The 23,669-nt window shown below is 62.8% G+C and carries 23 protein-coding genes and 1 pseudogene; 5 read left to right on the top strand and 19 right to left on the bottom strand.

Translation table 11 applies throughout. From position 1 onward, the window contains the following. Positions 1 to 25 precede the first annotated feature (25 nt). From VLT15_03055 to VLT15_03010, 10 genes are all read right to left on the bottom strand, one after another. The gene (locus VLT15_03055; protein HSR44196.1) at positions 26 to 682 is read right to left on the bottom strand and encodes an RsmE family RNA methyltransferase; all 657 of its coding nucleotides are present in this window, start codon (positions 680 to 682) and stop codon (positions 26 to 28) included. Next, on the bottom strand, positions 683 to 1,768 hold the full coding sequence (gene dnaJ, locus VLT15_03050) for a molecular chaperone DnaJ (GenBank protein ID HSR44195.1): 1,086 nt from the start codon (positions 1,766 to 1,768) through the stop codon (positions 683 to 685). Positions 1,769 to 1,770: 2 nt separating this feature from the next. Beyond that, positions 1,771 to 2,772: a heat-inducible transcriptional repressor HrcA gene (gene hrcA / locus VLT15_03045; protein HSR44194.1), complete on the bottom strand. Its 1,002-nt coding sequence runs from the start codon at positions 2,770 to 2,772 to the stop codon at positions 1,771 to 1,773. Between the two features lie 9 nt (positions 2,773 to 2,781). Beyond that, complete coding sequence (gene hemW / locus VLT15_03040) at positions 2,782 to 3,936, bottom strand: radical SAM family heme chaperone HemW (protein ID HSR44193.1); 1,155 nt, start codon at positions 3,934 to 3,936, stop codon at positions 2,782 to 2,784. Beyond that, positions 3,936 to 5,738: a translation elongation factor 4 gene (gene lepA, locus VLT15_03035; GenBank protein ID HSR44192.1), complete on the bottom strand. Its 1,803-nt coding sequence runs from the start codon at positions 5,736 to 5,738 to the stop codon at positions 3,936 to 3,938. Before lepA ends, hemW begins: the two co-directional genes overlap by 1 nt. Positions 5,739 to 5,893: 155 nt before the next feature. Next, positions 5,894 to 6,163: a 30S ribosomal protein S20 gene (gene rpsT / locus VLT15_03030; GenBank protein ID HSR44191.1), complete on the bottom strand. Its 270-nt coding sequence runs from the start codon at positions 6,161 to 6,163 to the stop codon at positions 5,894 to 5,896. A gap of 122 nt (positions 6,164 to 6,285) precedes the next feature. Next, positions 6,286 to 7,293 (bottom strand): hypothetical protein, encoded by a 1,008-nt coding sequence (locus VLT15_03025; GenBank protein HSR44190.1) that lies wholly within the window; start codon positions 7,291 to 7,293, stop codon positions 6,286 to 6,288. 1 nt (position 7,294) lies between these two features. Then, positions 7,295 to 8,008, bottom strand: a complete 714-nt coding sequence (locus VLT15_03020; protein ID HSR44189.1) for an SDR family oxidoreductase — start codon at positions 8,006 to 8,008, stop codon at positions 7,295 to 7,297. Further along, positions 8,008 to 8,826 carry a dihydropteroate synthase gene (locus tag VLT15_03015; GenBank protein ID HSR44188.1) on the bottom strand — a complete coding sequence of 273 codons (819 nt, stop codon included), beginning with the start codon at positions 8,824 to 8,826 and terminating at the stop codon, positions 8,008 to 8,010. Before VLT15_03015 ends, VLT15_03020 begins: the two co-directional genes overlap by 1 nt. Beyond that, complete coding sequence (locus VLT15_03010) at positions 8,823 to 9,278, bottom strand: hypothetical protein (protein ID HSR44187.1); 456 nt, start codon at positions 9,276 to 9,278, stop codon at positions 8,823 to 8,825. The genes VLT15_03015 and VLT15_03010 overlap by 4 nt, the downstream gene beginning before the upstream one ends. Before the next feature lie 77 nt (positions 9,279 to 9,355). On the opposite strand from VLT15_03010, the gene VLT15_03005 reads away from it, so the two are divergent. Then, positions 9,356 to 10,225, top strand: coding sequence for a hypothetical protein (locus VLT15_03005; GenBank protein ID HSR44186.1), 870 nt, complete (start codon positions 9,356 to 9,358; stop codon positions 10,223 to 10,225). Here VLT15_03005 and VLT15_03000 read toward each other — a convergent pair. Both VLT15_03000 and VLT15_02995 read right to left on the bottom strand, forming a co-directional pair. Continuing rightward, positions 10,211 to 12,346 (bottom strand): ComEC/Rec2 family competence protein, encoded by a 2,136-nt coding sequence (locus tag VLT15_03000; protein HSR44185.1) that lies wholly within the window; start codon positions 12,344 to 12,346, stop codon positions 10,211 to 10,213. The two genes, VLT15_03005 and VLT15_03000, sit on opposite strands and share 15 nt — an antisense overlap. Next, positions 12,343 to 12,897, bottom strand: coding sequence for a ComEA family DNA-binding protein (locus tag VLT15_02995; protein HSR44184.1), 555 nt, complete (start codon positions 12,895 to 12,897; stop codon positions 12,343 to 12,345). The genes VLT15_03000 and VLT15_02995 overlap by 4 nt, the downstream gene beginning before the upstream one ends. Positions 12,898 to 13,023: 126 nt before the next feature. Between VLT15_02995 and VLT15_02990 the strand changes: the two genes are divergently transcribed. Continuing rightward, complete coding sequence (locus VLT15_02990; GenBank protein HSR44183.1) at positions 13,024 to 13,827, top strand: polyphosphate kinase 2 family protein; 804 nt, start codon at positions 13,024 to 13,026, stop codon at positions 13,825 to 13,827. 35 nt (positions 13,828 to 13,862) lie between these two features. Here VLT15_02990 and lgt read toward each other — a convergent pair whose 3' ends face one another. From lgt to VLT15_02960, 6 genes and pseudogenes are all read right to left on the bottom strand, one after another. Next, the gene (gene lgt / locus VLT15_02985; GenBank protein ID HSR44182.1) at positions 13,863 to 14,669 is read right to left on the bottom strand and encodes a prolipoprotein diacylglyceryl transferase; all 807 of its coding nucleotides are present in this window, start codon (positions 14,667 to 14,669) and stop codon (positions 13,863 to 13,865) included. A gap of 46 nt (positions 14,670 to 14,715) precedes the next feature. Beyond that, positions 14,716 to 15,153, bottom strand: coding sequence for a hypothetical protein (locus VLT15_02980; protein ID HSR44181.1), 438 nt, complete (start codon positions 15,151 to 15,153; stop codon positions 14,716 to 14,718). A 140-nt stretch (positions 15,154 to 15,293) separates the two neighbouring features. Next, entirely contained in the window at positions 15,294 to 15,914 is a 621-nt protein-coding gene (locus VLT15_02975) for a class I tRNA ligase family protein (GenBank protein ID HSR44180.1), read from the bottom strand. 528 nt (positions 15,915 to 16,442) lie between these two features. Then, positions 16,443 to 18,047 (bottom strand): annotated as a pseudogene (leuS, locus tag VLT15_02970) (leucine--tRNA ligase). Between the two features lie 68 nt (positions 18,048 to 18,115). Continuing rightward, complete coding sequence (locus VLT15_02965) at positions 18,116 to 18,982, bottom strand: PAC2 family protein (protein HSR44179.1); 867 nt, start codon at positions 18,980 to 18,982, stop codon at positions 18,116 to 18,118. A gap of 63 nt (positions 18,983 to 19,045) precedes the next feature. Continuing rightward, positions 19,046 to 20,362, bottom strand: a complete 1,317-nt coding sequence (locus tag VLT15_02960; GenBank protein ID HSR44178.1) for a serpin family protein — start codon at positions 20,360 to 20,362, stop codon at positions 19,046 to 19,048. 81 nt (positions 20,363 to 20,443) lie between these two features. Between VLT15_02960 and VLT15_02955 the strand changes: the two genes are divergently transcribed. The 3 genes from VLT15_02955 (at position 20,444) to VLT15_02945 (ending at position 22,142) form a co-directional block, all read left to right on the top strand. Continuing rightward, positions 20,444 to 20,578 carry a hypothetical protein gene (locus VLT15_02955; GenBank protein ID HSR44177.1) on the top strand — a complete coding sequence of 45 codons (135 nt, stop codon included), beginning with the start codon at positions 20,444 to 20,446 and terminating at the stop codon, positions 20,576 to 20,578. An 80-nt stretch (positions 20,579 to 20,658) separates the two neighbouring features. Next, positions 20,659 to 21,516, top strand: a complete 858-nt coding sequence (locus VLT15_02950; protein ID HSR44176.1) for a 3-hydroxybutyryl-CoA dehydrogenase — start codon at positions 20,659 to 20,661, stop codon at positions 21,514 to 21,516. 98 nt (positions 21,517 to 21,614) lie between these two features. Next, entirely contained in the window at positions 21,615 to 22,142 is a 528-nt protein-coding gene (locus VLT15_02945) for a nitroreductase family protein (protein ID HSR44175.1), read from the top strand. A 123-nt stretch (positions 22,143 to 22,265) separates the two neighbouring features. On the opposite strand, the gene VLT15_02940 is transcribed toward VLT15_02945, so the two are convergent. Then, positions 22,266 to 23,288 carry a cytochrome c3 family protein gene (locus VLT15_02940; protein HSR44174.1) on the bottom strand — a complete coding sequence of 341 codons (1,023 nt, stop codon included), beginning with the start codon at positions 23,286 to 23,288 and terminating at the stop codon, positions 22,266 to 22,268. Positions 23,289 to 23,669 lie beyond the last annotated feature (381 nt).

The raw sequence follows: 23,669 nt of genomic DNA, 5'->3' as shown, positions 1-23,669 counted from the left end.
TCACTAAGGGTGAGAATCGCCGTCCTCAACGGTCTAGTCCCTTTAGGATCAGTGCTGCACTCACGATGGCAGCAGTCTCGGTTCGCAGCACCCGATCAGATAGCTGGAGCCTGGCCGCATGCTCGGGAATCTCACTTTCGTGGAAACCACCCTCGGGTCCAACCAGTACCGTGTAGCGGGATGCTCCAAGTGGCACGGCGTCACTTCCAGTGAGATCGGTCACTACCAGCACCCCGGTCAATTGATCGAGCGAAACGGGTCCCGACACGTCCATCAACCACGACCCGCGCGACTGCTCGAGGGCGGCGATGGACCAGGCTCTGGCCTTCTCGGCACTTGGTGGGTCGTCCTGCCCGAACCGCGCCTTCAGCCAGCACAACTCATCGACTCCCAGTTCGGCGAGTTTCTCGACGATGAACCGCGCACGATCCCGAGAACGCGGCGGCGCAACGGCCAGACAGAGCACGGGAGAGGGACGCGCCGCGATCTCCTCGATGCCCCGCGCAACAACATCTCCCTCCCAGGTGCCTTCTCCTCGACGACCGGCGCCGTCTGTATAGGAGACGGTTGCACCCGGGGAACGGCGCAAGACTTTGGCCAGATGGTCACGCTGCGCCGCATTCAGCTCGATCCCATCCTCGCCCCACGGATCCGGCAGGAGCAGATGAGGTACGTGAGCCATTCAGCGCGCCTTGCGCCTGCGCTTCGCCCTGGACACCTCTTCGCCGGCGACCGCCGCATATGCTCTCAACGACGACTCCTGGTCGGCGTCGAGTTCGGTGGGCACGACGACATCGACGTGAACCAGGAGATCCCCGCGCCCGCGCCGCCCCAGGCGCGGTACGCCCTTGCCTGCCAGCCGGAAGACGGTGCCCGGTTGGGTGCCGGGCGGGATCTCCAGATCTGTCTCACCCTCTTCGAGCAACGGCACCACGGCTTCAAAACCGAGCGCCGCCTGCGCCAGGCCGACCTTGAGCGGGTGGTGAAGATCGATGCCCTCCCGCTGGAACCGTTCGTCCGGACGCACCCGGACCTCAACATAGAGATCACCAGCGGCCGCGCCGCGCGCACCTGCCTCACCCTGGCCGGAGATTCGAAGACGCGTCCCATCCGACACACCGGGCGGAATCTCAACGTTGGCGGTTCGTTCGCTCTCCACCGTGCCTCGCCCGCGGCACTCGAGGCACGGGGTCACGATGATCTCACCTGTACCCCCGCATTGGGCGCACGGCGCGATCGACATCATGGACCCGAACATGGTTCGCCTGGCAACGCGGACTGATCCGGCTCCACCGCACTGAGAGCATGTGTCGGCGGTGGTACCGGGAGCTGCACCCTTTCCCGAACAGTTCTGGCAGGTCACCGCGGCGTGAAACGCCACCGATGAGTCGGTTCCGAAGGCCGCTTCGGCTAGATCGACTTCAACCGGGACCAGGACGTCGCGGCCCCTCTGACGATCCTGACGTCTCACACCGCCGAACAGGCCGCTGTCGCCGAATACCGAGCGGAGCAGATCGTCGAACGCACCCAGGTTCGAGAAGAGGTCGCCGATGTCGACCCGGTCGCCGCGATCGTAGCGCTGCCGTCGTTCGGGATCCGACAACACCTCATATGCTTCTGCGACCTCGCGGAACCGGGCCTCGGCGGATGGGTCATCGGGATTCGCATCCGGGTGCGTATCCCGGGCCAGCTTCCGAAAAGCCCTCTTGATCTCATCCGCGCCGGCGTCTCGGGCTACGCCCAGGATCTCGTAATAATCGGCTTTCATGATCAGGAACCGAGGCTGTCGGCCAGATTGTCGCTCACCTCTTCAACAATCGAGATGGTCCTGCTGTAGTCCATTCGCATCGGCCCCAGTACACCGATTCGTCCCGCCGCAACTCCCCCAACCCGGTAAGGGGTCGAGACCATCGCAAGGTCGACCTTTTCATTCATCGGAAGCTCCTCGCCGATCTGGATCACGGTTCCGGGAGGAGCAGACGCCATGATGCTCATCACGAGCGCATCCCGTTCGAGCATCCCGAGGACCCGGTGAACCGTGGACAGGTCCCCCCAGAGTTCGGCCATCTGGCTGGTTCCGCCGACATAGACGTCGCGAGTCGAGTTCTCGGATAGGCCAACCGCCTCCAATCCCGCTTCGACCACTTCCCTAATGCCGGCTGCCAGACCACCCGGCATTTCATCACGCAGGCTCGAAACCCCGGCCAGAAGGCGGCCGTGAAGCATTGCGGCCAGTACGCGTTCGGATTCGTCGACAACCGACGGCTCAACCAGGCCATCCAGGGTCAGCACCTCCTTGCCCACCCGGCCGGCATCGCTCACGAGCACCATGAGAATGGCGTGACCGCCGAGGGGTACGAGGCTGACGCTGTGCACGTGTTCACCGGCCATGCCGGGACCGGTGACGATTGCCGGATACTTGCTGAGATCGGCCACCAGCTCGCTGGTCGACTTGAGCAGCCGGCCCAACTCCTGGTGAACAGACGAGAAGAACTCCCTGATCCGCTCGCGGGTGGGAGCGCGCAGCCGTCGGGGGGTCAGATGATCGACGTAATAGCGGTAGGCGCGACCGGTCGGAACCCGCCCGGCACTGGTATGAGGTTGGATTGCCATACCGTCGCGGTCCAGCGCGGCCAGGTCGTTTCGGATCGTCGCAGGCGAGACATCGAGCTTCGAGCACTCGAGAATGGCGCGGGAACTGACGGGCTCACCTGACGAAATGTATTCCTCGACAAGGACCCTGAGAACTTCAGATCTTCGCTCGTCCAACACGAGATCACGTTAGCAGTCGATGGGTGCGAGTGCTAAGACCGCTCTTGCGACGTCGTTGCCGAGCAACGGTTTCTCAACGACGATCCGGCCGCCGAACGAACCCAGAACTCCGGCGCCGACAAGGCGGCGACCCCACTCACTCTCCAGAAGAGCTTCGCCGGCACACCCGGCCACGGCGCCGGCGGTCCGGCGGAGACCGAGCATCAACCGTTCCTGTTCCCTCTCCCAGGAGCCGGGGTGATCTCTCCCCTGCTCCGGACGAATCCCGGCTTCGACCGCGTCCAGATAGGCATCCAGCCTGTGAATGTTCCTGTATCGGGACGCTGCGCGATGTCCGTGGGCACCCGGACCGAATGCCAGGTATTCGCCTTGTGCCCAAGTGAGCAGGTTGTACAGGCAGGCATGACCGGGACGAGCGAAGTTGCTCACCTCGTACCGAATGAACCCGGCGGCCGCCAGCAACTCCTGCGCGGTTTCGTACTTGTCGGCTTGATCGTCCTCGTCCGGAGCAGGAGCGCCGTCCCTGATGGCCCTGCTCAGAGCCGTACCCCGCTCCACCGTCAGGGCGTACAGCGAGAGATGATCCGGCTCGAGCGCGAGGGCTCGTTCCACCGATCCCAGCCAAGACTCCATCGACTCTCCCGGAGTGCCGAACATGAGGTCGAGACTGATCGATCTGAATCCGGCCCGTCTCGCACCGTTCACACCGTTCTCGATGTCGGCCGGATCGTGAAGCCGGCCGAGGTCCGCCAGAACGCCGGGGTCGAACGACTGAGCTCCGAACGACACCCGATTGAATCCGCCGGCAATCAACGACTCCGCCAGGGGCTCCGACCAGTCCTCAGGATTCGCTTCGAGGCTCACTTCTGCACCTTCGACGAGGCCGAACCGCTGCCGCATCGCGAGAACGATGGCAGAAAGCGATCGACCAGGAAGCCGGCTCGGGGTGCCGCCTCCGAAAGCCACGGAGTCGAGAGGCCGCCAGGCAGGTTCGCCTTCTATCTCCGCCAGGACAGCCGATTCGTATCGGTGCTGGAGGTCGTCGCGGCCGGCAACGACGTTGAAGTCGCAATAGGGGCAGACCCGCGCACAGAAAGGAACATGAACGTAGGCACCCGACCAGGCAGCTGCCGAGTCGGCGAGCTCGACGCCGTCGGGCTGCATCACGTGTCGGAGTCGATCCGCAGCGCCGATATGAAGGCTTCCTGCGGCACCTCGACCGAGCCGACCATCTTCATGCGCCGCTTGCCCTCCTTCTGACGCTCCAGAAGTTTCCTCTTGCGGCTCACGTCACCGCCGTAGCACTTGGCGATGACGTCCTTTCTCCGGGCCTTGACCGTCTCACGGGCAATGACCCGGCTTCCGATCGCAGCCTGGATCGGGACGTCGAAGAGCTGACGTGGAATGAGGCGGCGCAAACGTTCGACCATCTGCTTTCCATATTGATAGGCCTTGTCCTGGTGAGTTATCGCGGAGAAGGCGTCCACCGATTGTCCGTTGAGCAAGACGTCGACCTTCACCAGGTCTGATGCCTTGTATGCGCCCGGTTCGTAGTCGAGCGAAGCGTATCCGCGCGTCCGGGACTTCAGTTGGTCGAAGAAGTCGAATACGACCTCGGCAAGAGGAAGGTTGTAGATCAGCTCAACCCGTTCCGGCGACAGATACTGCATGTGGTCCATGGTGCCGCGCCGCGCCTGAACGAGCTCCATGATCGTTCCGGTGTACTCGGACGGCGCAATGATCATCGCACGCACGTAGGGCTCTTCGAGAAACTGGATTCGCCCCCGATCGGGCAGGTCTTGGGGCGATCGGATCTCGAAGCTGGCACCGTCGGTGGTGGTTACGTGGTAGGCGACCGACGGGGCAGTGGCAACGAGATCGAGGTTGTATTCACGCTCGAGACGCTCCCGGACGATCTCCATGTGAAGCAGTCCCAGAAAACCGCACCGGAAACCAAAGCCCAGGGCACGGGAGGTCTCCGGCTCGAACACGAGTGAGGCATCGTTGAGGCGCAGTTTCTCGAGGGCTTCGCGCAGTCTCTCGAAATCCTCGCCGTCCGAAGGAAACAAGCCCGAGTAGACCATCGGTCGGGGCTCTGCATAGCCCGGAAGCGGCTGGACCCGGGCCGAACCGGGATGGCTGATCGTGTCCCCGACTCGGATTCGATCGATTTCCTTCACGCCGGTGATGAGATACCCGACCTCACCGGGTCCGAGCCTGGCGACCGGCACCGCCACCGGCGTCAGAACTCCGACCTCCGACGCAGTGTGGCGTTCTGCGGTCGCCGAGAAGAGCAGCGAGTCGCCGGGGGCCATGGTTCCGTCCACCACGCGGACGTAGCACACGACGCCTCGATAGGAGTCGTAATACGAGTCGAACACGAGGGCGCGCAGGTCTCCCCCGTCGGTGGTAGGGGGAGGTACGTCCCGTACGATCCGGTTGAGCAGATCATCGATACCCTGGCCGGTCTTGGCGGAGACACGAATCACCTCGTCCGGGTCGACGCCGAGGATCGAGGCGATTTCTTCGGAGACTCTCTCGGGATCGGCAGCAGGCAGGTCGATCTTGTTGATGACCGGAATGACCTCCAGGCCGGCTTCGATCGCCAGGTAGGCGTTGGCGAGCGTCTGTGCTTCCACTCCCTGAGCGGCATCGACCAGCAGTACTGCTCCCTCGCAGGCAGCGAGCGACCGCGACACCTCATAGCTGAAGTCGACATGACCCGGCGTGTCGATCAGGTTGAGTACGAATCGCTCCCCGCCGGGCGCCTTGTGCTCGAGGCGAACTGCCTGCGCCTTGATGGTGATGCCGCGTTCGCGTTCGAGATCCATTGTGTCGAGCACCTGGGCCCGCATTTCACGTGCAGAGACCGCGCCGGCGCGCTCCAACATGCGATCCGCCAGAGTCGACTTCCCGTGGTCGATGTGGGCGATGATGCTGAAATTGCGAATGGCGGGAGAGGTCATGACGGCGGTCGAAGGCCGGACGTCACTGCACTCAGAGACGGTCTTGGGTTTTGAGTTCCGAGTTCTGGGTTCGCGGAAGTCGGGTACGTCACAGGTGAACCTATTACCTTGAACCTAGAGCTGGTGACCGAACGGTCGAAACGCACTGATGCTGACTACGAACCAAGCAATTGGTTGACGTCCCGAACGAGCTTGGCCTTGCGCCTGGCGGCCGTGTTGCGGTGGAGCACACCCTTGGTCACAGCCATGTCTATCCGCTTCTGAGCTTGGCGGGAGAGTTCCTGTGCGCGGTCGCCGTCACCGGCTTCGGCAGCAGCCAGAGCGTTCTTGACACGGGTCTTCAACTCGGAGCGAAAACCCTTGTTGCGGAAGTGGCGCGTCTCGTTCTGACGATTGCGCTTTATCTGTGACTTGATATTGGCCATACGAAATCGAAACCTCTGATGGAAACAGGGCGCGCCGGAAGCCGCGCGGGTAGCGAATCGTAGCAGTGCACGAGGTGGCGGGGCAAGATCGACGGCCACACCCCCGCCACAACCGCAGAGATTCAGCCGACCTGAACCGGTCGGCCACCGTATAGCCGGCACATGGCCACCGTCAAACGTTCCATCGTCAAGCGATGAGTTTCCTCCGGCGCCGACTTGAGCAGACCGTCAGCCTTCAGCAGAGCGGACAGGGCCGCCCGCAGCTCGGAATCCGACACTCGCGATCTTCTCGTCCAATCGCGCTTCACCCGCCAGTCTCCGGGCCTGCCGCCGACCTGCTCGGCGTACTCGTCGATGGTCGCGGCGGCCGAGGCCAGCGATCGCCTCTTGAGATCGTCTTCGAGATAACCGAGCAACTGGAGCGGATGTCCGTGAGTGAGGAAGTCGGCAAGGCGGCGAAGTGCTTCGCCGACCTTCCCGGCGCTGATCGCGTCGGCGAGGTGCCACATCGGTTCGTCGGGACGATTTTGAAAGCGCACGAGAATCGTTTCGCGGCTGATCGCCGCCCCACCGGCCAGCTGGTCGAGAGCCTGGCCCATCGCGGCAACGTTGCTGCCAAACCGTTGGAGCAACGCCTCGCGGGCTTCCGTCGGCATCTTCATCTTCCGATCGCGAATCTCGTTGGCAAGCCAGGCGGCGGCGTCCTTCTCCCTCAGCTTCTCGATCTTGATCGTCTCGCCGGCCTTCAGAGCCTTTGCCAACGTGGAGGGAAGTGCTCCGGAGGAAACGACGACCACCACCGTTTCACGGTCGGCAGCAGCCAGCAACTCGGCGATGATGTCTGCCTCTCCCTTGAGCAACTGGTGGCCGTCCACGACCATGAGACCCTGACGGCCTCCAAAGAGCGAACCGGATTGAAGCGCGGGTAGCGCCGGGTCGACTTCAGCTCTCACGATTCCTTCGCGATCGGCATTCTCGGCAGAAGCCCCGCGCCCGGGAACGTCGACACGAACGACGTCGGCAGCCTGGACCCCCAGCTGATCGAAGATCGCCTGCGCCCGGCTCAGCATCTGCTGCCGCTCTCCGGGCCCTGCATCGCGTGGACCGTAGACGTGCCAGATCATGTTCATGTCAGAGATTCCACCCACCGCCGACCTGCAGATAGGAACCGGTCACGTAATCGGCCGCCGGAGATACCAGATAGCGGACCGCTCCGGCGATGTCGTCGAGGGTTCCCAACCGGCCGGCCGGTATCTTGTCCAATGCCGGAAACGTGATGCTGTTCTCGAGCACACCCGGCATGACGGCGTTCACCGTTACCCCGCGCGATGCCTCGGTGACCGCAAAAGTCTTCGTCATGATCAGAACTCCGGTCTTGCCGACGTAGTACGGAAGTGACTTGGGAGAGGCACGCAGATTGTCGGCTCCCGAGTCGGCGATGTTGACGATCCGGGCATGCTGCCCATCTCGGAGGAGCGGCAACAGCGCCCTGGTCGTGTAGAAGGTGGCACTGGCGGTGGCGGCCAGGACTCTGTCCCAATCTTCGGGCGTGAGATCGTCCGTGTGGCGGATGATGAATCCACCGACGTTGTTGATGAGAACGTCGAGGCCGCCAGACCGTTTCAGCGCGGCTGCCATCTCGTCGACCGAACCGGCATCCGTGAGATCGGCGGAGACGAGTTCGGCGGCTCCCCCGGCCTTGGTGACGAGGCGTGCCGTCTCCTCCGCGCCATCCCGGCTCGCCCGGTAGTGAACGACGACCTCGAACCCATCGGATCCCAGGGCGACCGCCAGGTGCCGGCCGAGTCCCCGGGCTGATCCCGTCACCAATACACGACGACTCATCACAATCTTCCCATCATTCGAGCGACTTCCGCCACCGCAGAGACATCGTGCACCCGCAGGATGTCCGCGCCGTACTCGAGAGCAAGAGTGGCCAGGGCAAGAGTAGGCGCAAGCTCGGCCTTGCGCGGCACGGGAACCAGCACCGGTTGCCCGAGCGCTCGCAAGTCCCCCAACCGTCTGATGACATCTATCTGGTGCTCGGTGTATCGGGCCCGATCTCCGCGATAAGAGATCCCGATGCCGGGATCGACGATTACATCGGTGATGCCGGTTGCGGCCAGATGGCGCAATCTGGCACCGAGTCGATCTGCAACCCCGGCCACGATGGACCCCCCGAGATCTATCTCCTCCACCGAGAGCGGCGTGTCCCCCTCTATGAACATGACCACCGCCGCCACTTCGCTTCGCGCCACGGCATCGACCATCGCAGGGTTCTGCAAGCCGCCTGTGTCATTCACGATCGTCGCGCCGAGTTCGATGACCCCCGCCGCGACTGCCGGCTTCCACGTGTCGACGGATACGATGAATCCTTCGTCGACGAGGCGCCGGACCGTCTCGGCGAGCCGCTCGAGTTCCTCCTCCGGACTCAGTTCCACGTTATCGAAGTGGGAGGATTGCGCGCCCACATCGATGATGGTGGCGCCGTGCCGCCGGTGATTCTCCGCAATCCGCATCGCCTCGCCGGCATTCCCGGCGACCGTTTGTGTGTTCTTCGACTCCGGCGACAGATTCAAGACACCCATGAGATGGACTCGCCCGCCGGAGAAGTCGAGGATGCGCGTCCCGACCCGAAGCGTGGATGCGGGAGACCCCGTCAAGGCCCTACGAGCAAGGACCCGGCGATCTCACTCTCCCCCTCATCGAGATTCAAGACGACCGTCTCGGTCTCTTCGGTACCTGCCGCCACCCGGCCAATGGAGATCGGAACCCTCACCCGACCGAGTTCGAGATCGATCGTTCCGCGCCAGGGGTCGGCTGTTTCGTTGACGACGGCCAGCGTCAGGGCAATCCGGTTTCCTTCGGCGGCCCGCGCCCGGAAGTCGACGCTGATGCCGCCGCAGATGGAGTCGTCTTCTCCCGCAACGAGTTGTTGCGCGCTCAGCACCATCGGGTCGAATCCACTCTCGATCACGACCGAGAAAGGGGTTTCCACCTGACCCTCGCAGGTGAGAACGTGAGTCAGCCCGCGCAACGACGAAGTCATGATCGGAATGAGGAACACGCCGATGAGCGTGGCCAGCGCCACACGCGACTTGAGGATGGACGGCATTCCACCAGTGTTCCCGCCGGAGACCTCAAAGTCAAAGATCGCCGAATGCCTCCCCTACGAGCGTTTAGCATGCGTCCATGGCCGACGCCTCCCCCAACCAAACCCGATCCGTCAGTTACCCCCAGGCTCGCGCTCTCGTACTGCTCGTCGGCCTGGTCGCATTGGCCGTCGTGGCCTTGATCATGTACGTCCGCCGGGTTGATCCGGCCGAAGTGTCTGCAACGATGTTCTTCCTACCGGTATTCGTCGGGTTCCTGTTTTGGGGAGTTCGCGGCGGAGCGGCGCTCGGGGCTGCCGCGACTGCGGCCTACATCTGGATCCGCTCCCCCGCCATCGACCTGGTCGGCTGGAGCGAACTCCTCGGCCTGATCCTCGCCCGAGGTGCCGGGTACATGGCGTTCGGCATGATCGGCGGGTGGGCGACGGAGCAACTGCGCGACTCGATCACGAAACTCGACCTCTACGACCAGGTCGATGACGCGACCGGGCTGTTCAACTCCCGCAGCCTGGTCGAGAAGGTCGAACTGGAGAAGTCCCGAGCCAATCGATATGAGAAAGTCTTCTCGCTCGTCACCGCCGATCTCCCCTCTCCCGTCTCTTTGAATCGACGTACCAAACGCAACTACCTGACCGACCTCGGCGACCGCGTGCAGCGCAGCGTCAGAGCCGTCGACCACGCCGCCCATGCGAGCGACGGGGACAAAGAGGTGCTGGCGTTCGTCCTACCGGAGACTTCCGCGCAGGGGGCCCGCATCTTCGCAGGCAAGCTGAGCGAGCAGGTCGTCGCCCTTGCGGCCGAACACGGAATGGGCTTGGACCCGGCCGCAATCTCGACGATGGTCGTCTCGTTTCCCGACGACCCGACGGGAGTGGATCGGGTGACGGCCCGGTTTCGCACGATCGCGCTGAACGAGTTCCCAGAGACCGCCGGATCATTCGCCGACTGAGACGACGATATCTCCTTCATGATCCGTCCGGCGCACATCGGCGCCCATCTCCTCGAGTAGCCGGACAACCTCCGCCGACGGATGGCCGTAATCGTTGGGCCCGACCGGGATGATTGCCAGGTCCGCCCCGGTCGACCGGAGCCACCCGGGATCGCTGGTGGCGGCCCCCTGATGCGGAACCTTGAGCAGATCTGCCGAGATCGGGCCCAGATCCCTCTGTGCGAATATCTCGACATCTCCCGGCATGAGGATCGATCGCCCACCCGCCTCGACCAGGAGCACGACCGATTGATCGTTGGGGGAAGCGTATCGGCGTTTGGGACCCAGCACTTCGAGATGAAACCGACCGATTGTTGCCGTCCATCCCGGGCGGACTACCTCGGCCGGGACTCCGATCCGGGCGGCCAGGTCGAGCAAGGCCTGCATTTCGGACTCCGGACTCGATTGGCCGGAGTGCCAGACGAGGCCTACCGGAAACGATTCCAGTGCGCCGATCAATCCGGCGACATGATCATGATGTTGATGCGAAGCAATCAGGAGGTCGATGTGATCGACCCCATAGTGGCGAAGGCGCTCGATCAGAATCCCCGGATCGGGTCCTCCGTCAACGAGCACCACGGCTCCACGGTCACCCAGGAACAGCGACGAATCGCCCTGACCGACGTCGAGGAACACGACGGCCGGGAGCGTGACCGGGACGGGAGCGAGGCCGATGGTGATGAACGCCCAGGCCGCGGCGGCCAGGCTCATGATCCGGCGCAAACCCGACACCTTGGCCAGCACGGCCGCCAGCATGACGCCCGAGTAGCCGAACCAGCCGATCTGCGGCCAGGGCGCGGCAGACCGGGCGATGTCGAGCACGATCCCAGCTATGGCGGTCGCAGAGTCGAGGAGGACCGGTAGGCCCATGAGCACCCCAATGCCGCCCAGGCTCGTCGCCGCGACTACCAGCGGCCCGGCAAGCAAGTTCGTGATAGGCGACAGCAGCGGCAGGGTTCCGAAGTGGATCAGCAGCAGCGGAGCCACCGCCAGCTGAGCGGAAACTGTGGCGGCCAGCGTCGCCCCCACTATTGGAAAACGACGCAAGGGTCGAAAACCAGTGCCGGCAATGACACCGGCAGTGGCGGCAACCGACAACTGGAACCCGACGTCCGACACGAGTTCTCCCGACACCAGCAGCAGGCCGCCAACTCCGCCGCCCAGAGCCGCCCACGGCCCGATCGACAATCCGAAGGCTCGAATCACCAGGACGAGGCCGGCCATTGCCGCCGCCCGCAATACCGACGGTTCCCACCTCGTCACCATCACGAACAGGACCAGGCCGATCAGCCCGAGGAACGCCCGTCGACGCGGCCCGAATCCGAGGGGCCCGACGACCACCCACCAGAGGGCGAGAAACAGGGCGACGTTGCTCCCCGAAACTGCCACGTAGTGGGAAAGCCCGGCCCGGCGGAGAGCCTCGCCGTCTGGTCGGGGCAGCTCCCGTATGTCGCCTATCAGGAACCCGGAAACCAGCGCGGCAGCAGGCCGGTCCGCGTTGCCGGCCAGCTGCTCCTGAACTCTCGATCTGATCAGGTTCGCCGCGCGAAAGAACCCGGTCGCTTCCGAGATCCGTTCGACCCGGCGGGCGTCGATTCGCCCCGCGAACACATCGCCTCTGGCCGTGCCGGACCCCGACGAGAGTCGGCCGGTCACCGACACCAGATCTCCGGCCATGATGCTGAGCGGCTCTTCTGAACCGACCAGCAAGCGCGGCCCGGTCCATCGGTATTCCCGGTGGCGGGTCTCCAGATGGCCGGGCTCGATGAGAAACCAGAAACCAGTCCGTCCCGGGCGCGGGTCGTCAACCGCGGTTCCGTGTACCTCGACGTATCCATCGATCACCAGACTCTCGACAATCGCCTGATCTCGTTGCGAAGACAGCAAACCGGACAGCGAACCCGCCAACACGAAGGCAGCGAGCAGAACCATCCGGTGCCTTCCCCAGGCCAGCAATACGAAGTTTGCCGCCAGCCAGAGCACCATTGCCGTGACTCCGGCGGAACGTCCCGACCAGGCACCCAACCAGACGGCCGCCGCCGCACCGAGGGTCCACTTGCCCACTTCATCCGGCAGGTTCACGGAATGGACACCGAGTCCCGTATGGCGGCCAGCTTGCCCTCGCCGATCCCGGGCACGTCGAGGAGATCCTCGACGACGACGAACGGTCCGTTGTCATCCCGGTAATCCGCTATGCGCCGGGCCAGCACGGGGCCGATGCCGGGCAGGGAAGCGATCTCATCGGCCGACGCGTAGTTGACTCTGATCCGACCGTCTCCACTCTGCGCGGCCGGCGGCGCATCATCGTTGCGACGCGGCACGATCATCAGTGTGCCGTCGACGACGGGAGCAGCCAGATTCATGGCGCTGAGGTCCGCCGAGGGCAACGCCCCGCCGGCCGCCGCCAGAGCGTCTGCACCGCGCGCACCTTCGCTCAACTCGACGAGCCCCGGGGATACGACGGCCCCCGAAACGTGCACGGTCAGTCGATCAACAGTCGGCGTCGTGCCGGAATCGGACGTGCGGTCGACTACTACGGGTACCGGTTGCGCCGGTCTCCCCCCGAACCACACCCCCGACGCGATGGCTATCAACAGGGCTACGCCACCGGCGACCAGATGCTGGGGTTGCACGCGTCTCCTCCGCGTCGCCCTCCCGTCTCACGCCATCCATACGTCTATCACGATCCGCCATCCGGCGGAAGAGGTCTGAGACCGGTCACTAGGGTTCCAAGAGCTCGCGCGAAGAGGAGATCTGAAATGCACCGATATCGAGTCGAACCCGGTAGCGACGCGCAAATCATGGCGCGGAACACCAAGGATCTCCGGGGCTTCGCCGGAGACAAGACCGCCGGAAAGGCGGCCATGAAGATCCTGAACTCGGAACTCGAACAGTTGCAGGAGCTGCTCTACGCGGAAGGCAAGCACAAGGTCCTCGTCGTTCTCCAGGCCATGGACACCGGCGGAAAGGATGGAACGATTCGCCACGTGTTCGACGGCACCAACCCGCAAGGCGTCAAGGTGGCCGGTTTCAAGAAACCGACGGAGAAGGAGCTGGCTCACGACTACCTGTGGCGAGTACACGGCAACACTCCCGCTTCAGGCGAGATCACGATATTCAATCGATCCCATTACGAGGATGTTCTCGTGGTGCGTGTCCATGATCTGGTACCGGAGCACAGATGGCGACGGCGCTACGACCACATCAATGCGTTTGAGGAACTCCTGGCCGACGAAGGAACCACAATCCTCAAGTTCTTCCTCCATATATCCAAAGAAGAGCAGAAGCAGCGCCTCCAGGCCCGCCTCGATGAACCAACCAAGACCTGGAAGTTTGCAAAGGGTGACCTGGCCGAACGAAAGCTGTGGGATTCCTACATCGCGGCCTATGAGGAGGCCATCACTCGCACCTCAACCGAGTGGGCGCCCTGGTACGTGATCCCGGCCGATCGCAAGTGGTACCGGAACCTGGCGATCTCGACCATCATCGTGGACACCCTCAAGAGCCTGGGTATGAGATACCCGGAACCGGAAGAAGAGCTCGCCGGGATCGTGATCGAGTAATACGGCACGGCGATATCCAAGCGGCGGCAGCCCGGTCAGACGGTCGAGGGTTCCTGTTCTCCGGTTCGATTGCGCAACCACAGGCCGACGGCGCCGCCGATCACCACGGCGAGGCTGACCCATCCGTTGCGACTCAACCCGAGGAATCGGAAAGTTGTGTCCGTCCGAATCAACTCCAGTAGGAAACGGCCCGTACCGTACATGATGAAGTAGACGAGCAGAATCGAGCCACGCCTCAGTTTGAACCGGCGCTCGACGGTCAGCAGAAGAGCGATGACTCCCAGATTCCAGAGAGATTCGTAGAGGAAGGTCGGGTGGAATGTTTCGAACTCGATGTACTCGGCCGGACGATAGCGACGGGCGATCTCGAGCCCCCAGGGGAGGTCGGTGGGCATGCCGAACAACTCCTGGTTGAAGTAGTTGCCCCACCGCCCGACCGCTTGAGCAGCCGGTAGCCCGATGGCGACGGCGTCTGCAAAGGCTGGGAAATCGCCGTTCCGGCGTCGCATCACCCAGATGGCGGCGACGGCTCCACCGGTAAGGCCGCCGAACAGTGCAAGGCCGCCTTCCCAAATGGCAAAGATATGCAGCCAGCGGCCCTCGAAACGGGTGAGGTGAGTGCTCACGTAGGCCAGTCGGGCACCGAGAAAGCCTATGACCACAGCCCAGAAGGCAGCCTTCTCCACGTCCTTCGGGTGCCCTCCGAACCTCAGATAGCGACGTTCGGTGATGATCATCGCGATGACGACGCCTATCCCGATCAGAATCCCGTAGAAGTGGATGTCGAGCGGGCCCACCTCGATAACGTTGACCGGCGGCGAAGGTATGGATGCGAGAATCACAGGAGCAATGGTGGCACAAGCCGGCCTTTACGCGGAACCATCAGGCCTAGGAAGGTCTCATGGGACCGCCGGAACCGATCGACAGTGCGAGCGCCGCCAACTCATCACTCCGCAACGTGTCGTCGCCTGCTTCGCGTCGCGGTTGCAGCCCGTACAGATAGATCGACGATCCGTCCCGCATCCGCAGTCGACCCACCGGTCCGACCAGCGGGCGGGTGTCCATACCGCATTCGATGATGTCTTCGCGGCGGACCCGACGGCGCCGGGCATAGTTGATAACCGTGACATCGGATCCGTCGACCTCAACACGTGAACTCGCCATGAGCCGGAAATAGGCGATCACCGCCACCGCAACTACCCAGAGCCCCACCCTCCGCCCGAGCGTGGGGGTGAATATGGAGAACCCGACAATCACCAAGACCACAAAACCGCCCGCCCAAAGAGCGCGCGACTTGAGATCGGGTGATTGATAGACGTGCTTCACGACCAAGCTCCTAGATCCGTTTTCTCAGCAATACTGTCATCCTCCACGCGCAACAGTATTGCCGAAAAAGAGACGACCCGTTTCCCAGCAATACTGTCATCCTCCACGCGCAACAGTATTGCCGAGAAAGCTCTGCCGGATCAGCCGGCGACGATGTTTATCAGTTTCGGCGGCCGGGCAATCACTTTGCGAACCGTCTTTCCGGCGATCCATTCCTCGATCTTCGCTGAGGCGAGCGCTACCTCCTCGGCCTCTTCGGCCGTAATGTCCGCATCGACCTCCGCTCGATCCCGTACTTTTCCGTTGACCTGGATCACCATCGTCACGGTTTCCTCACGGGCGACGTCCGCGTCGCCTTCCGGCCACGGTTGAACATGAACCGAGTCCGCGTTGCCCCGCAAGCGCCACAACTCCTCAGTGACGTGCGGAGCAATCGGCGCGAGCAGCTTCAGCATGGTTTCCGTCGCCTCAGTCCAGACCCCAACGGATACCCGACCCGCCCGCAATGCGTCCTGCATTTCGTTGCGCAGGGTCATCAGCGCTGCCACCGCTGTGTTCCACTTGAAGTCGAACATGTCCGCATCGACCTTTGCGATCGTCTGATGCACCCGCCGCCTCAGAGACGCTGACGCCTCAGCCGATACTTCGCCCGGGCGATACTCGGCTACACCGATCTTCCAGACATCCTCAATGAAGCGACTCGACCCCACTATCCCCCGACTGTCCCACGGCCCGCCCTTCTGCCACTCGAAGGCGAACATCAGGTGAGTCCGCACGGTGTCTGCGCCGTACTCTGCAACCAGTTCATCCGGGTTGACCGTGTTTCCTTTGGATTTCGACATACGCTCGATGTCGAGATGATGCTTCAACTGGGTCACATCATTCGTCCCCGGGATAGAAGGAATATCAACTGTTGCACCCTCGGGAACCTTGACGGCCACGAGGCCGGATTCGGTCTGAACCTGCAGTGCGTTCTCGGTGCGCCGGATCAGTTCTCCGACGACGAGACCGGAGTCCGGAGTCGCGGCCGGATCCACCCGGACCGAAGAGGCGACAACCAGTTCAGCCTCGTGGACGCCTTCGATCACGAGGCGATCACCCGATCGCTCCTCACCGAGAATCTGGCCCTGGTTACGCAACACCAGGAACGGCTCATCGAACAGACCGGCTGAATCCCGCCCATGGGCGCCCATCTCCAACTCGGCATCACCGAACACGCCCATGTCACGCATCGCTTTGACGAAGAAACGGGAATACAGCAGATGCATGACCGCGTGCTCGGCCCCGCCGGTATAGACGTCGACCGGCAGCCAGTAAGCCGCCTCTTCCGGATCGAACGGGGCCGACTCAAACGACGGTGAGAGGTACCGGAACCAGTACCAGGACGAGCACATGAACGTATCCATCGTGTCCGTCTCTCGTCGGGCAGGCACACCCTCCGAATCGACCGCATTCAGGAACTCGGCATTGGTGACCAGTGGACTGCGGCCCTCGAATGCCACATCCTCCGGCAGGACCACCGGTAGGTCGGCGTCGGCGACCGGTTCGAGCCGCCCATCTGCACGGTGCAACATCGGAATGGGCGATCCCCAGTAGCGCTGCCGCGAGATCAACCAGTCCCGCAACCGGTAGTTGACGGCCTCCGACCCGGCGCCGGACTCCTCGAGCCAGTCGATGGCGGCGGCCACCGACGGGTTGGCGCGGCCCTTGGCAAGCGTCGTCTCGACGCCGTTGATCGGTCCGCTATTGACCATCACACCGGGGCCTACAAAGGATTCCTCCATCTCAGACTCCACCAATGGCTCTCGCCCGTGTGGATGAATGACCGGGATGATCGGCAGTTCGAACTGGCGGGCGAACTCGAAGTCACGCTGATCGTGGGCCGGGACGGCCATGATGGCGCCTGTGCCGTAGGAGAGCAGCACATAGTCGGCTATCCACACGGGGATGCGCTAGCCGTTCACGGGGTTTATCGCGAATCCGCCCGTGAAGACACCGGTCTTCTCCTTGGTTTCCTCCATCCGCTCCAACTCGGACCGGCCGGCAGACGCCACGCGGTAGGCATCGACTAGCTCACGTCGATCCGCCGTCGCCAGCGAATCAACCAGCGGGTGTTCGGGTGCCAAGACCATGAAGGTTGCTCCCCACAGCGTGTCGGGTCGAGTGGTGAAAACGACGATTTCGTCACCTGCCTCAGTGCGGAAGATCACCTCTGCACCCTCGGACCGACCTATCCAGTTGCGCTGCATCGCTTTGATGGCATCCGGCCAGTCGATTCCGTCGAACGACAGCAACTCGTCCGCGTATTTAGTGATGGCGAAGAACCATTGCTCCATCAGCTTCTGGACGACCGGCTGGCCGGTGCGTTCGTCGCGCCCGTCTATGACCTGCTCGTTGGCGAGAACAGTCTGGAGGGTCGGCGACCAGTTCACCATCGCTTCACCGCGATAGGCGATGCCGTGTTCGAACATCTCCTTGAAGAACCACTCGGTCCACCGGTAGTAGGAGGGTTCGCAGCTCACGGCTTCCCGCTCCCAGTCAAACATCGCGCCCATCGAGCGCAGCTGGGCTCTCATGCGCCGGATGTTCTCGTAGGTCCACTTGGCGGGGTGCACATTGCGCTGGACGGCGGCGTTCTCAGCCGGAAGGCCGAACGCGTCGAACCCCATCGGGAACAACACGTTGTATCCCTTCATCCGCATCATGCGCGCCCGGGCGTCGGAGGGCGTCATCGCATACCAGTGGCCGATGTGCAGGTCGCCGGATGGGTAGGGAAGCATGGTCACGGCGTAGTGCTTGGGCCTCGCCCAGTCCACCCTCGAACGGTAGAGGCCCTCGGCCTCCCACCGGTCCTGCCACTTCTTCTCGATCGTGCTGTGGTCGTACGCAGCCATTACCTTGCTCCTGGGATGGGCGCCAGCGTACCAACCCTGGACCCGGATCCGGTCGGAATAGAAGTGACCTAAGGTCCTTCGGACCTGAAGGGGTCGCCTCCATCGTCGGAAGCTTCGCGGAGGAACTGCTCGACCTGTGAACCGATCTCGTCGGCCGTCGGTATCTCGTCACCCTGTTCGGCGATCTCTTCGAGTTTCTCGACGACCTTCTGGATCTCGGGCCGGCTCGACACAATCCCATCTAAGTGTTCACGTTGTTGGAGGGCTTCCTCGGGCAAGGTGTCGAGCGGGATGGCGATTCCAAGACGATCGGCAATCCGCTCCAACAGCACAATCACTCCCTGATAGAACGGGCCGTTGACATACTGTGGAACCTGGGCCCAGTAGCCTCGCGCCGGTATTCCATCGGAGGAGAGCCGATGGGACAGCACCGTGAGCGCCGCCCCCGGGACTCGCAGGAGACCCTCAGGTGTTCGTGTGTCGTCGACGAGCAAGTCAGAATCCGGCGAAGTCATCATCAGGGGGGTAGCGATCGTGTGCGGAACCGGGGCCGGAACCGACCCGATGGCTATGAACTCCGACACGCCCGCGCTGGCGGCAAGGGCCGACACTGCGGAGGAGAATGCCCGCCACCGCAAATCCGGTTCGGTACCGCGCAGGATCAGCAGGTCGCGACCACCGATTCGCCTGTACTGCACGACCAGTTCCGGCCATTCGAGTTTGCGTAGATGCCCGTCGATGAAATCCACTACCGGCCTGCTCGACCTGTAGTCGAAGAGCTGATCGCCGTCGAACTCCGCGACGACCGGTCCGTGGCCGGAAAGGTGCTCAGCGGCCGCAGAACCGACACCTGCAGCATCCACCCATCCTCGAAGCGAGGCGATGAGAACCGGGGAGTCGAGTTTCTCAGGTGGCGAATAGGAATAAAGAGACATCAAGACCAGAGGGTACTCGCCGCGCTGAGTTGACAGACACCGAGCTCGGGAGGAGAGGCCTCATCAGGACCCAGGATCCACCACCCGCCCCATGAAGAGTATCGAACCGGTCTCGATGTCCTCGAGCGCGAAGATGAATGGTCGGTCGACTGTGAAGGGGATCGGATCCAATGGCAAGGCGGTGAGGCTCATGATCGCGGCGGTTGCGGCTGCTGCTTCGGTCCCCGCTTCGTCGGCAGAAATCCACGCTTCGTGAACGACCTCACTGATGAACAGATGCCCTTCACCTGTCATCCCGCTGAAGTCTGCGGCCCCACTGGTAGCTTCGCTCAGTCCCAGAGCCCGCAAAGGAGGAACCAGCCCGACCTGAGTCCTTATCTCCCACTTCGGAAGCGAGAGCATTACCGGTTCCAACGACAGTGCACCGGACACGGTATCGAGGAGTCCGAGGCTCAATGAGTCTTCGACCTGCTCGTAGCTACCTATGTCGGGTAGAACCACAAGCATCCCCAGCTCGTTGCCTGCATAAGGGATTCGGACGGCCTGCCATCCCTCACCCACGCCGTAGGGCACCGTAACTCGCTGGTGCATCGTTTCAACAGAGGTTTCAGAACCATCGAGGAGCAGGAACGGATCGTCAGTGGTAGCCGCCGGCTCGAACGGACTCTGCCAGGCGGCGTCCAGGTAGACCGCGTTCACCAGGACGAGCCTCACCATATCGTCGAGCACCCCTTGTTGAATCAGCTCCTCGATACGATCATTCGTCTCACCAGCCACCCAGTCGTTGATGGCCCGGCGCCCCTCCTCACGGGCAGAGGGATCGATAAAGTCGACGATGCGCATCCCCGATCCGTAGTCGCGGGCGAGTAGATCCAGGAACGGGGCCTCAAAGGCCATTCCCTGCTGTCCCCACAGGCTGTTGGCGACGGCTATCTCGACCGCTCCTTCCGACGCATTCGCCTCATGATTCCGTGTGGCGAGCACCTGATCGAATGCATTCATCGCGGAATGGAAGGCTTCGAAGGAAAGGCCGTCGCCCAGGAGCGCCGCCATCTCGTCGGCGGTAGTCCCTGCCGCGCCCGCGTAGGTCATCGCCAGCGCCGTGTACACGCTCACAGGCGAGAAGACCATGTTGCCGTCGCCGACCAGCTCGGTGTACAGCTCTGCTGCAAACGACCGAAGGCCGGCCACCACCAGCTCGACATCGGAGGCCGGAGCAAGCGGATCATCACGTTCCACGTCTGAGGCAACGAGCATCCCCGCCACCGGGGAGTCGCCGGGCACGGTCGACGCGGTCGATGCGGTCGACGACGATGAATCGGCGCCCGCGCAGGCGGAGGCCAACAGGGAAAGAACAGCGAGCAACCTGATGAGACGCACTGCACGCCTCCTTATCGAGTCTCTACACATGATTATGACGCCTGCACAACCCAAACGGTTCCAGGCTGAGGGAGAGGAACGATGATGCTCCCACCCGCCTACGCGTTCCAGGCGTCCTCCTGTGCCGCCGACGGACGCATTCCGGTCGCTGCGATCGAGCAGACGGCCCATACCTTGTTCGAGCTACTGTGCCGCTACCGAACAGGAACCCATTAGCCCATCCCATCCATCCGTTTTCCCCTGCCAACGGGACTAGCTTCGTGGGAGTATTGGGCCAGCGAGACAGGAGGCGCCACATGACCATCCATCGCATCGGAATCGTCGGCGGAGGACTCATGGGGTCCGGAATCGCCGAAGTGTCTGCCAAGGCGGGCCTAGATGTCACGATCAGAGAAGTCGACGAAGCGACGGTGTCGCTGGCTCGGTCGAAGATCGAACAGTCGACCGGGCGGGCCGTTGACAAGGGCAAACTCGAGGCCGGGGCACGTGACGAAATCCTCGAACGCATCACCTACACCACGGACCTCGCCGATCTGGCCGACCGGCAACTGGTAGTCGAGGCGATCACGGAAAGCGAAACCCTGAAGCTCGAGATATTCAAGACCCTCGACGGCATACTCGAAGACGAAGACGTCATCCTGGCCTCAAACACGTCCTCCATCCCCATCACCCGCCTGGCCAGAGCGACGAGCCGTCCGGATTCGGTCGTCGGACTGCACTTCTTCAACCCCGTACCCGTAATGGGGCTGGTCGAATTGATCAGCACGGTCCTTTCGTCGCCGGCGGTGGAAGCTCGGGCCGAGGGATTCGCCTCCGACCAGCTGGGGAAGACGGTCATCCATGCCAAGGATCGGGCCGGATTCATCGTGAACATGCTGCTCGTGCCCTACATGCTCGAGGCAATACGTCTGTATGAGAATGGGGTGGCGACGGCGGATGACATCGACACCGGCATGCGCCTTGGAGCCAACCATCCCATGGGACCGCTGACCCTCGCTGATTTCGTCGGCCTCGATACCTGCAAGGCAGTCGCCGACGTGCTCTACGACGAGTTCAAGCTGCCCCAATACGCCCCACCTCCCCTTCTGGTCAGAATGGTCGAGGCGGGTCTACTGGGCCGAAAGAGCGGCCGGGGCTTCTACGAGTACCAGTAGCGCTCCGCCTCCGTTTTCTCAGCAATGCTGAGTACGTAAAACCGGGTCCAGCATTGCTGAGAAACATTGGTGGAAAAGGGGCTAGCTAGGCTCGACGTATGATGCTCAACACTTCAGAAGAGACCTACGAGTCCGTACTCAAACTCAGAACCGTCAGACGCTTCCTGGCGAAACCGGTGACCGAAAACGACCTCACCCGCATCCTGGAGGCGGCACGTTGGACCGGCAGTTCAAAGAACCGCCAATCTTGGTCGTTCGTCGTGGTGCGCGAGCGAGCACAACTCGATCGACTGGCCGAATGCGGCGATTTCACAGTTCCCATTCGAAATGCTCCTCTCGTGATTGCACCGGTCCGTCTCCCGGAAGGTTACGAATGGGACATGGGAAGGGTGTCTCAGAACATAATGCTCGCCGCTGCGGCGATTGGAGTCGGATCCTGTCCGATCACTTTGCACAGAGAGGACTGTGCTCGAGAGGCGCTGGGCATACCGGGCGATCACGGATGCCGGTATGTTGTTGCGCTCGGTTACCCGGACGAACCCGCCGAACGGGCTGGGCGGACCGCCTCGGCGATGGCCGGCCGGAAGTCGCTCGAGGATCTGGTCAGATACGAACGGTTCTCGTGAACTCTGACTGAAGACACGTGCGACGTGCAACTTCGCACAAAGCACTAGAGAGATCCGAGGCATAGAAGCGGGGCTGCCGTACGGCAGCCCCGCTTTGTATTACTAGCGATTGTCGGGTGGTATCTACCCGCCGAGTGCTGCGAGGCCGGCCTCGAGCAACGCCTTTGTGTATGCCGGATTGTGAACACCGAGACTGCCGTCTTCATGGGCGATGTAGATCCAGTTCCACAGCGCAGCAGCTTCAGCCTCGGGGACATTCTGCACCATCGGATGACCCTCTTCGTCGAGCCAGCCCTTGGCAACCAGAGCCTCTTCGAGCTCATCCAGCATCGCCTGGACCTCGGTCTGCAGGCCGCTGAAGTCGAAGTCCTCGATCTCACCGTGGCACTCCGCACAGGCGGCAACGTCCGGCTCAAAGCTGTGATCCGCACCTTCGCCGAGATGGCAGGTCACGCATGTGTCGGCAACCATCGTGTAGTGAGAGGCCGGGCGGCCTTCTACGCCTGCACCGGCAATGCCGAGCAGCATCGAGCCTTGTCCACCGTGGTGGGGGCCCCAGTGAGTGCTCGTGACCTCGATCATTCCGTCCACAGCGTCGGCGATGCCGCGTCGAGGCTGGTGACACTGGGCACACAAGTTGCCCTCGCCTCCATCGTAGGTCACGCCTTCAAAGGCGTAGAAATCGAATGGATCGGTGGTCTCCAACGCCCAGTCGGCGCCCGAGTAGGTCGTATGGATCTGGTGGCAAGTGCGGCAATCCTGGCGGGTCGGATTGGGATCGCCGGCCTCAAGCTCGCCGGGGTGTTGCCCTGCGGCAATCCTCGCGCTGAAACCGCCACCCGAGTGGCAGCCCGCACAACTGGCACTAGCCCCACGAACATAGGCTCCGCCCGAACCATGAAGCGTTGCCTCCCAGGCCGTCTTCTTCCCGGTGATCAGCGAAGAGTCGTTGTGACAATCGGTGCAGGACAGATCCCCTGCGGCCATGGCGGACGCATCTGCGCCGGCCGGACCAGCCGGACCAGCCGGACCAGCCGGACCCGCCGCACCCGCCGGACCCGCCGGACCGGTGTCACCGACTTCGCCGGTACACGCTGCCAGAATCAGCATCATCGCCAGAATGACGAACCCATATCTTCGGCGCATAGTCATCTCCCCTGCGCATCGCTTATTTGAATACAACCTTGATTCTGGACTATCAGCACGAAAGCTGCTTAGGGCCTTTCGACTCTTTGTCGGAAACCGGAGAACTACCCCCTCACGACATGGGAATCTCCAGTGCTCGAGGCGGTGTTTCCCTTCGTCGTGTTCCGCAATCCCGCAGGGCGAACGGAAGACTGCAAAGACGGACCTCAAGAACGCTGAGGCCTCAGCCCGAGGTCACACGAAACGGGCCCATCTGGGTCACTGTCACCTTTCCTCAAGGTCGATTTCCCTGAGGAACTTGACAAGGCGCTGCCACCACGACCGGTCATTCGGTGGAGGGTCACCAACTGCGCCCTCTGTCTGTAGCGAGGCCTCAAAGAC

The organism is Acidimicrobiia bacterium (genome assembly GCA_035471805.1).
Taxonomy (GTDB): Bacteria; Actinomycetota; Acidimicrobiia; order Spongiisociales; family JAHEDJ01; genus JAHEDJ01.
The sequence above is the reverse complement of the archived record's forward strand: the minus strand, read 5'-3'. Positions and strand labels throughout refer to the sequence as shown.

Coding starts and splice junctions, on each gene's coding strand:
- VLT15_02950 (HSR44176.1), top strand. CDS start 20,659: ATGACCATCCATCGCATCGGAATCGTCGGCGGAGGACTCATGGGGTCC.
- VLT15_03025 (HSR44190.1), bottom strand. CDS start 7,293: ATGAACATGATCTGGCACGTCTACGGTCCACGCGATGCAGGGCCCGGA.
- lepA (HSR44192.1), bottom strand. CDS start 5,738: ATGACCTCTCCCGCCATTCGCAATTTCAGCATCATCGCCCACATCGAC.
- VLT15_02945 (HSR44175.1), top strand. CDS start 21,615: ATGATGCTCAACACTTCAGAAGAGACCTACGAGTCCGTACTCAAACTC.
- hemW (HSR44193.1), bottom strand. CDS start 3,936: ATGCAGCCCGACGGCGTCGAGCTCGCCGACTCGGCAGCTGCCTGGTCG.
- VLT15_02955 (HSR44177.1), top strand. CDS start 20,444: ATGATGCTCCCACCCGCCTACGCGTTCCAGGCGTCCTCCTGTGCCGCC.
- rpsT (HSR44191.1), bottom strand. CDS start 6,163: ATGGCCAATATCAAGTCACAGATAAAGCGCAATCGTCAGAACGAGACG.
- VLT15_02990 (HSR44183.1), top strand. CDS start 13,024: ATGCACCGATATCGAGTCGAACCCGGTAGCGACGCGCAAATCATGGCG.
- VLT15_02965 (HSR44179.1), bottom strand. CDS start 18,982: ATGTCTCTTTATTCCTATTCGCCACCTGAGAAACTCGACTCCCCGGTT.
- VLT15_03055 (HSR44196.1), bottom strand. CDS start 682: ATGGCTCACGTACCTCATCTGCTCCTGCCGGATCCGTGGGGCGAGGAT.
- dnaJ (HSR44195.1), bottom strand. CDS start 1,768: ATGAAAGCCGATTATTACGAGATCCTGGGCGTAGCCCGAGACGCCGGC.
- VLT15_02940 (HSR44174.1), bottom strand. CDS start 23,288: ATGCGCCGAAGATATGGGTTCGTCATTCTGGCGATGATGCTGATTCTG.
- VLT15_03020 (HSR44189.1), bottom strand. CDS start 8,008: ATGAGTCGTCGTGTATTGGTGACGGGATCAGCCCGGGGACTCGGCCGG.
- VLT15_03005 (HSR44186.1), top strand. CDS start 9,356: ATGGCCGACGCCTCCCCCAACCAAACCCGATCCGTCAGTTACCCCCAG.
- VLT15_03010 (HSR44187.1), bottom strand. CDS start 9,278: ATGCCGTCCATCCTCAAGTCGCGTGTGGCGCTGGCCACGCTCATCGGC.
- VLT15_02975 (HSR44180.1), bottom strand. CDS start 15,914: ATGTTCGCCTTCGAGTGGCAGAAGGGCGGGCCGTGGGACAGTCGGGGG.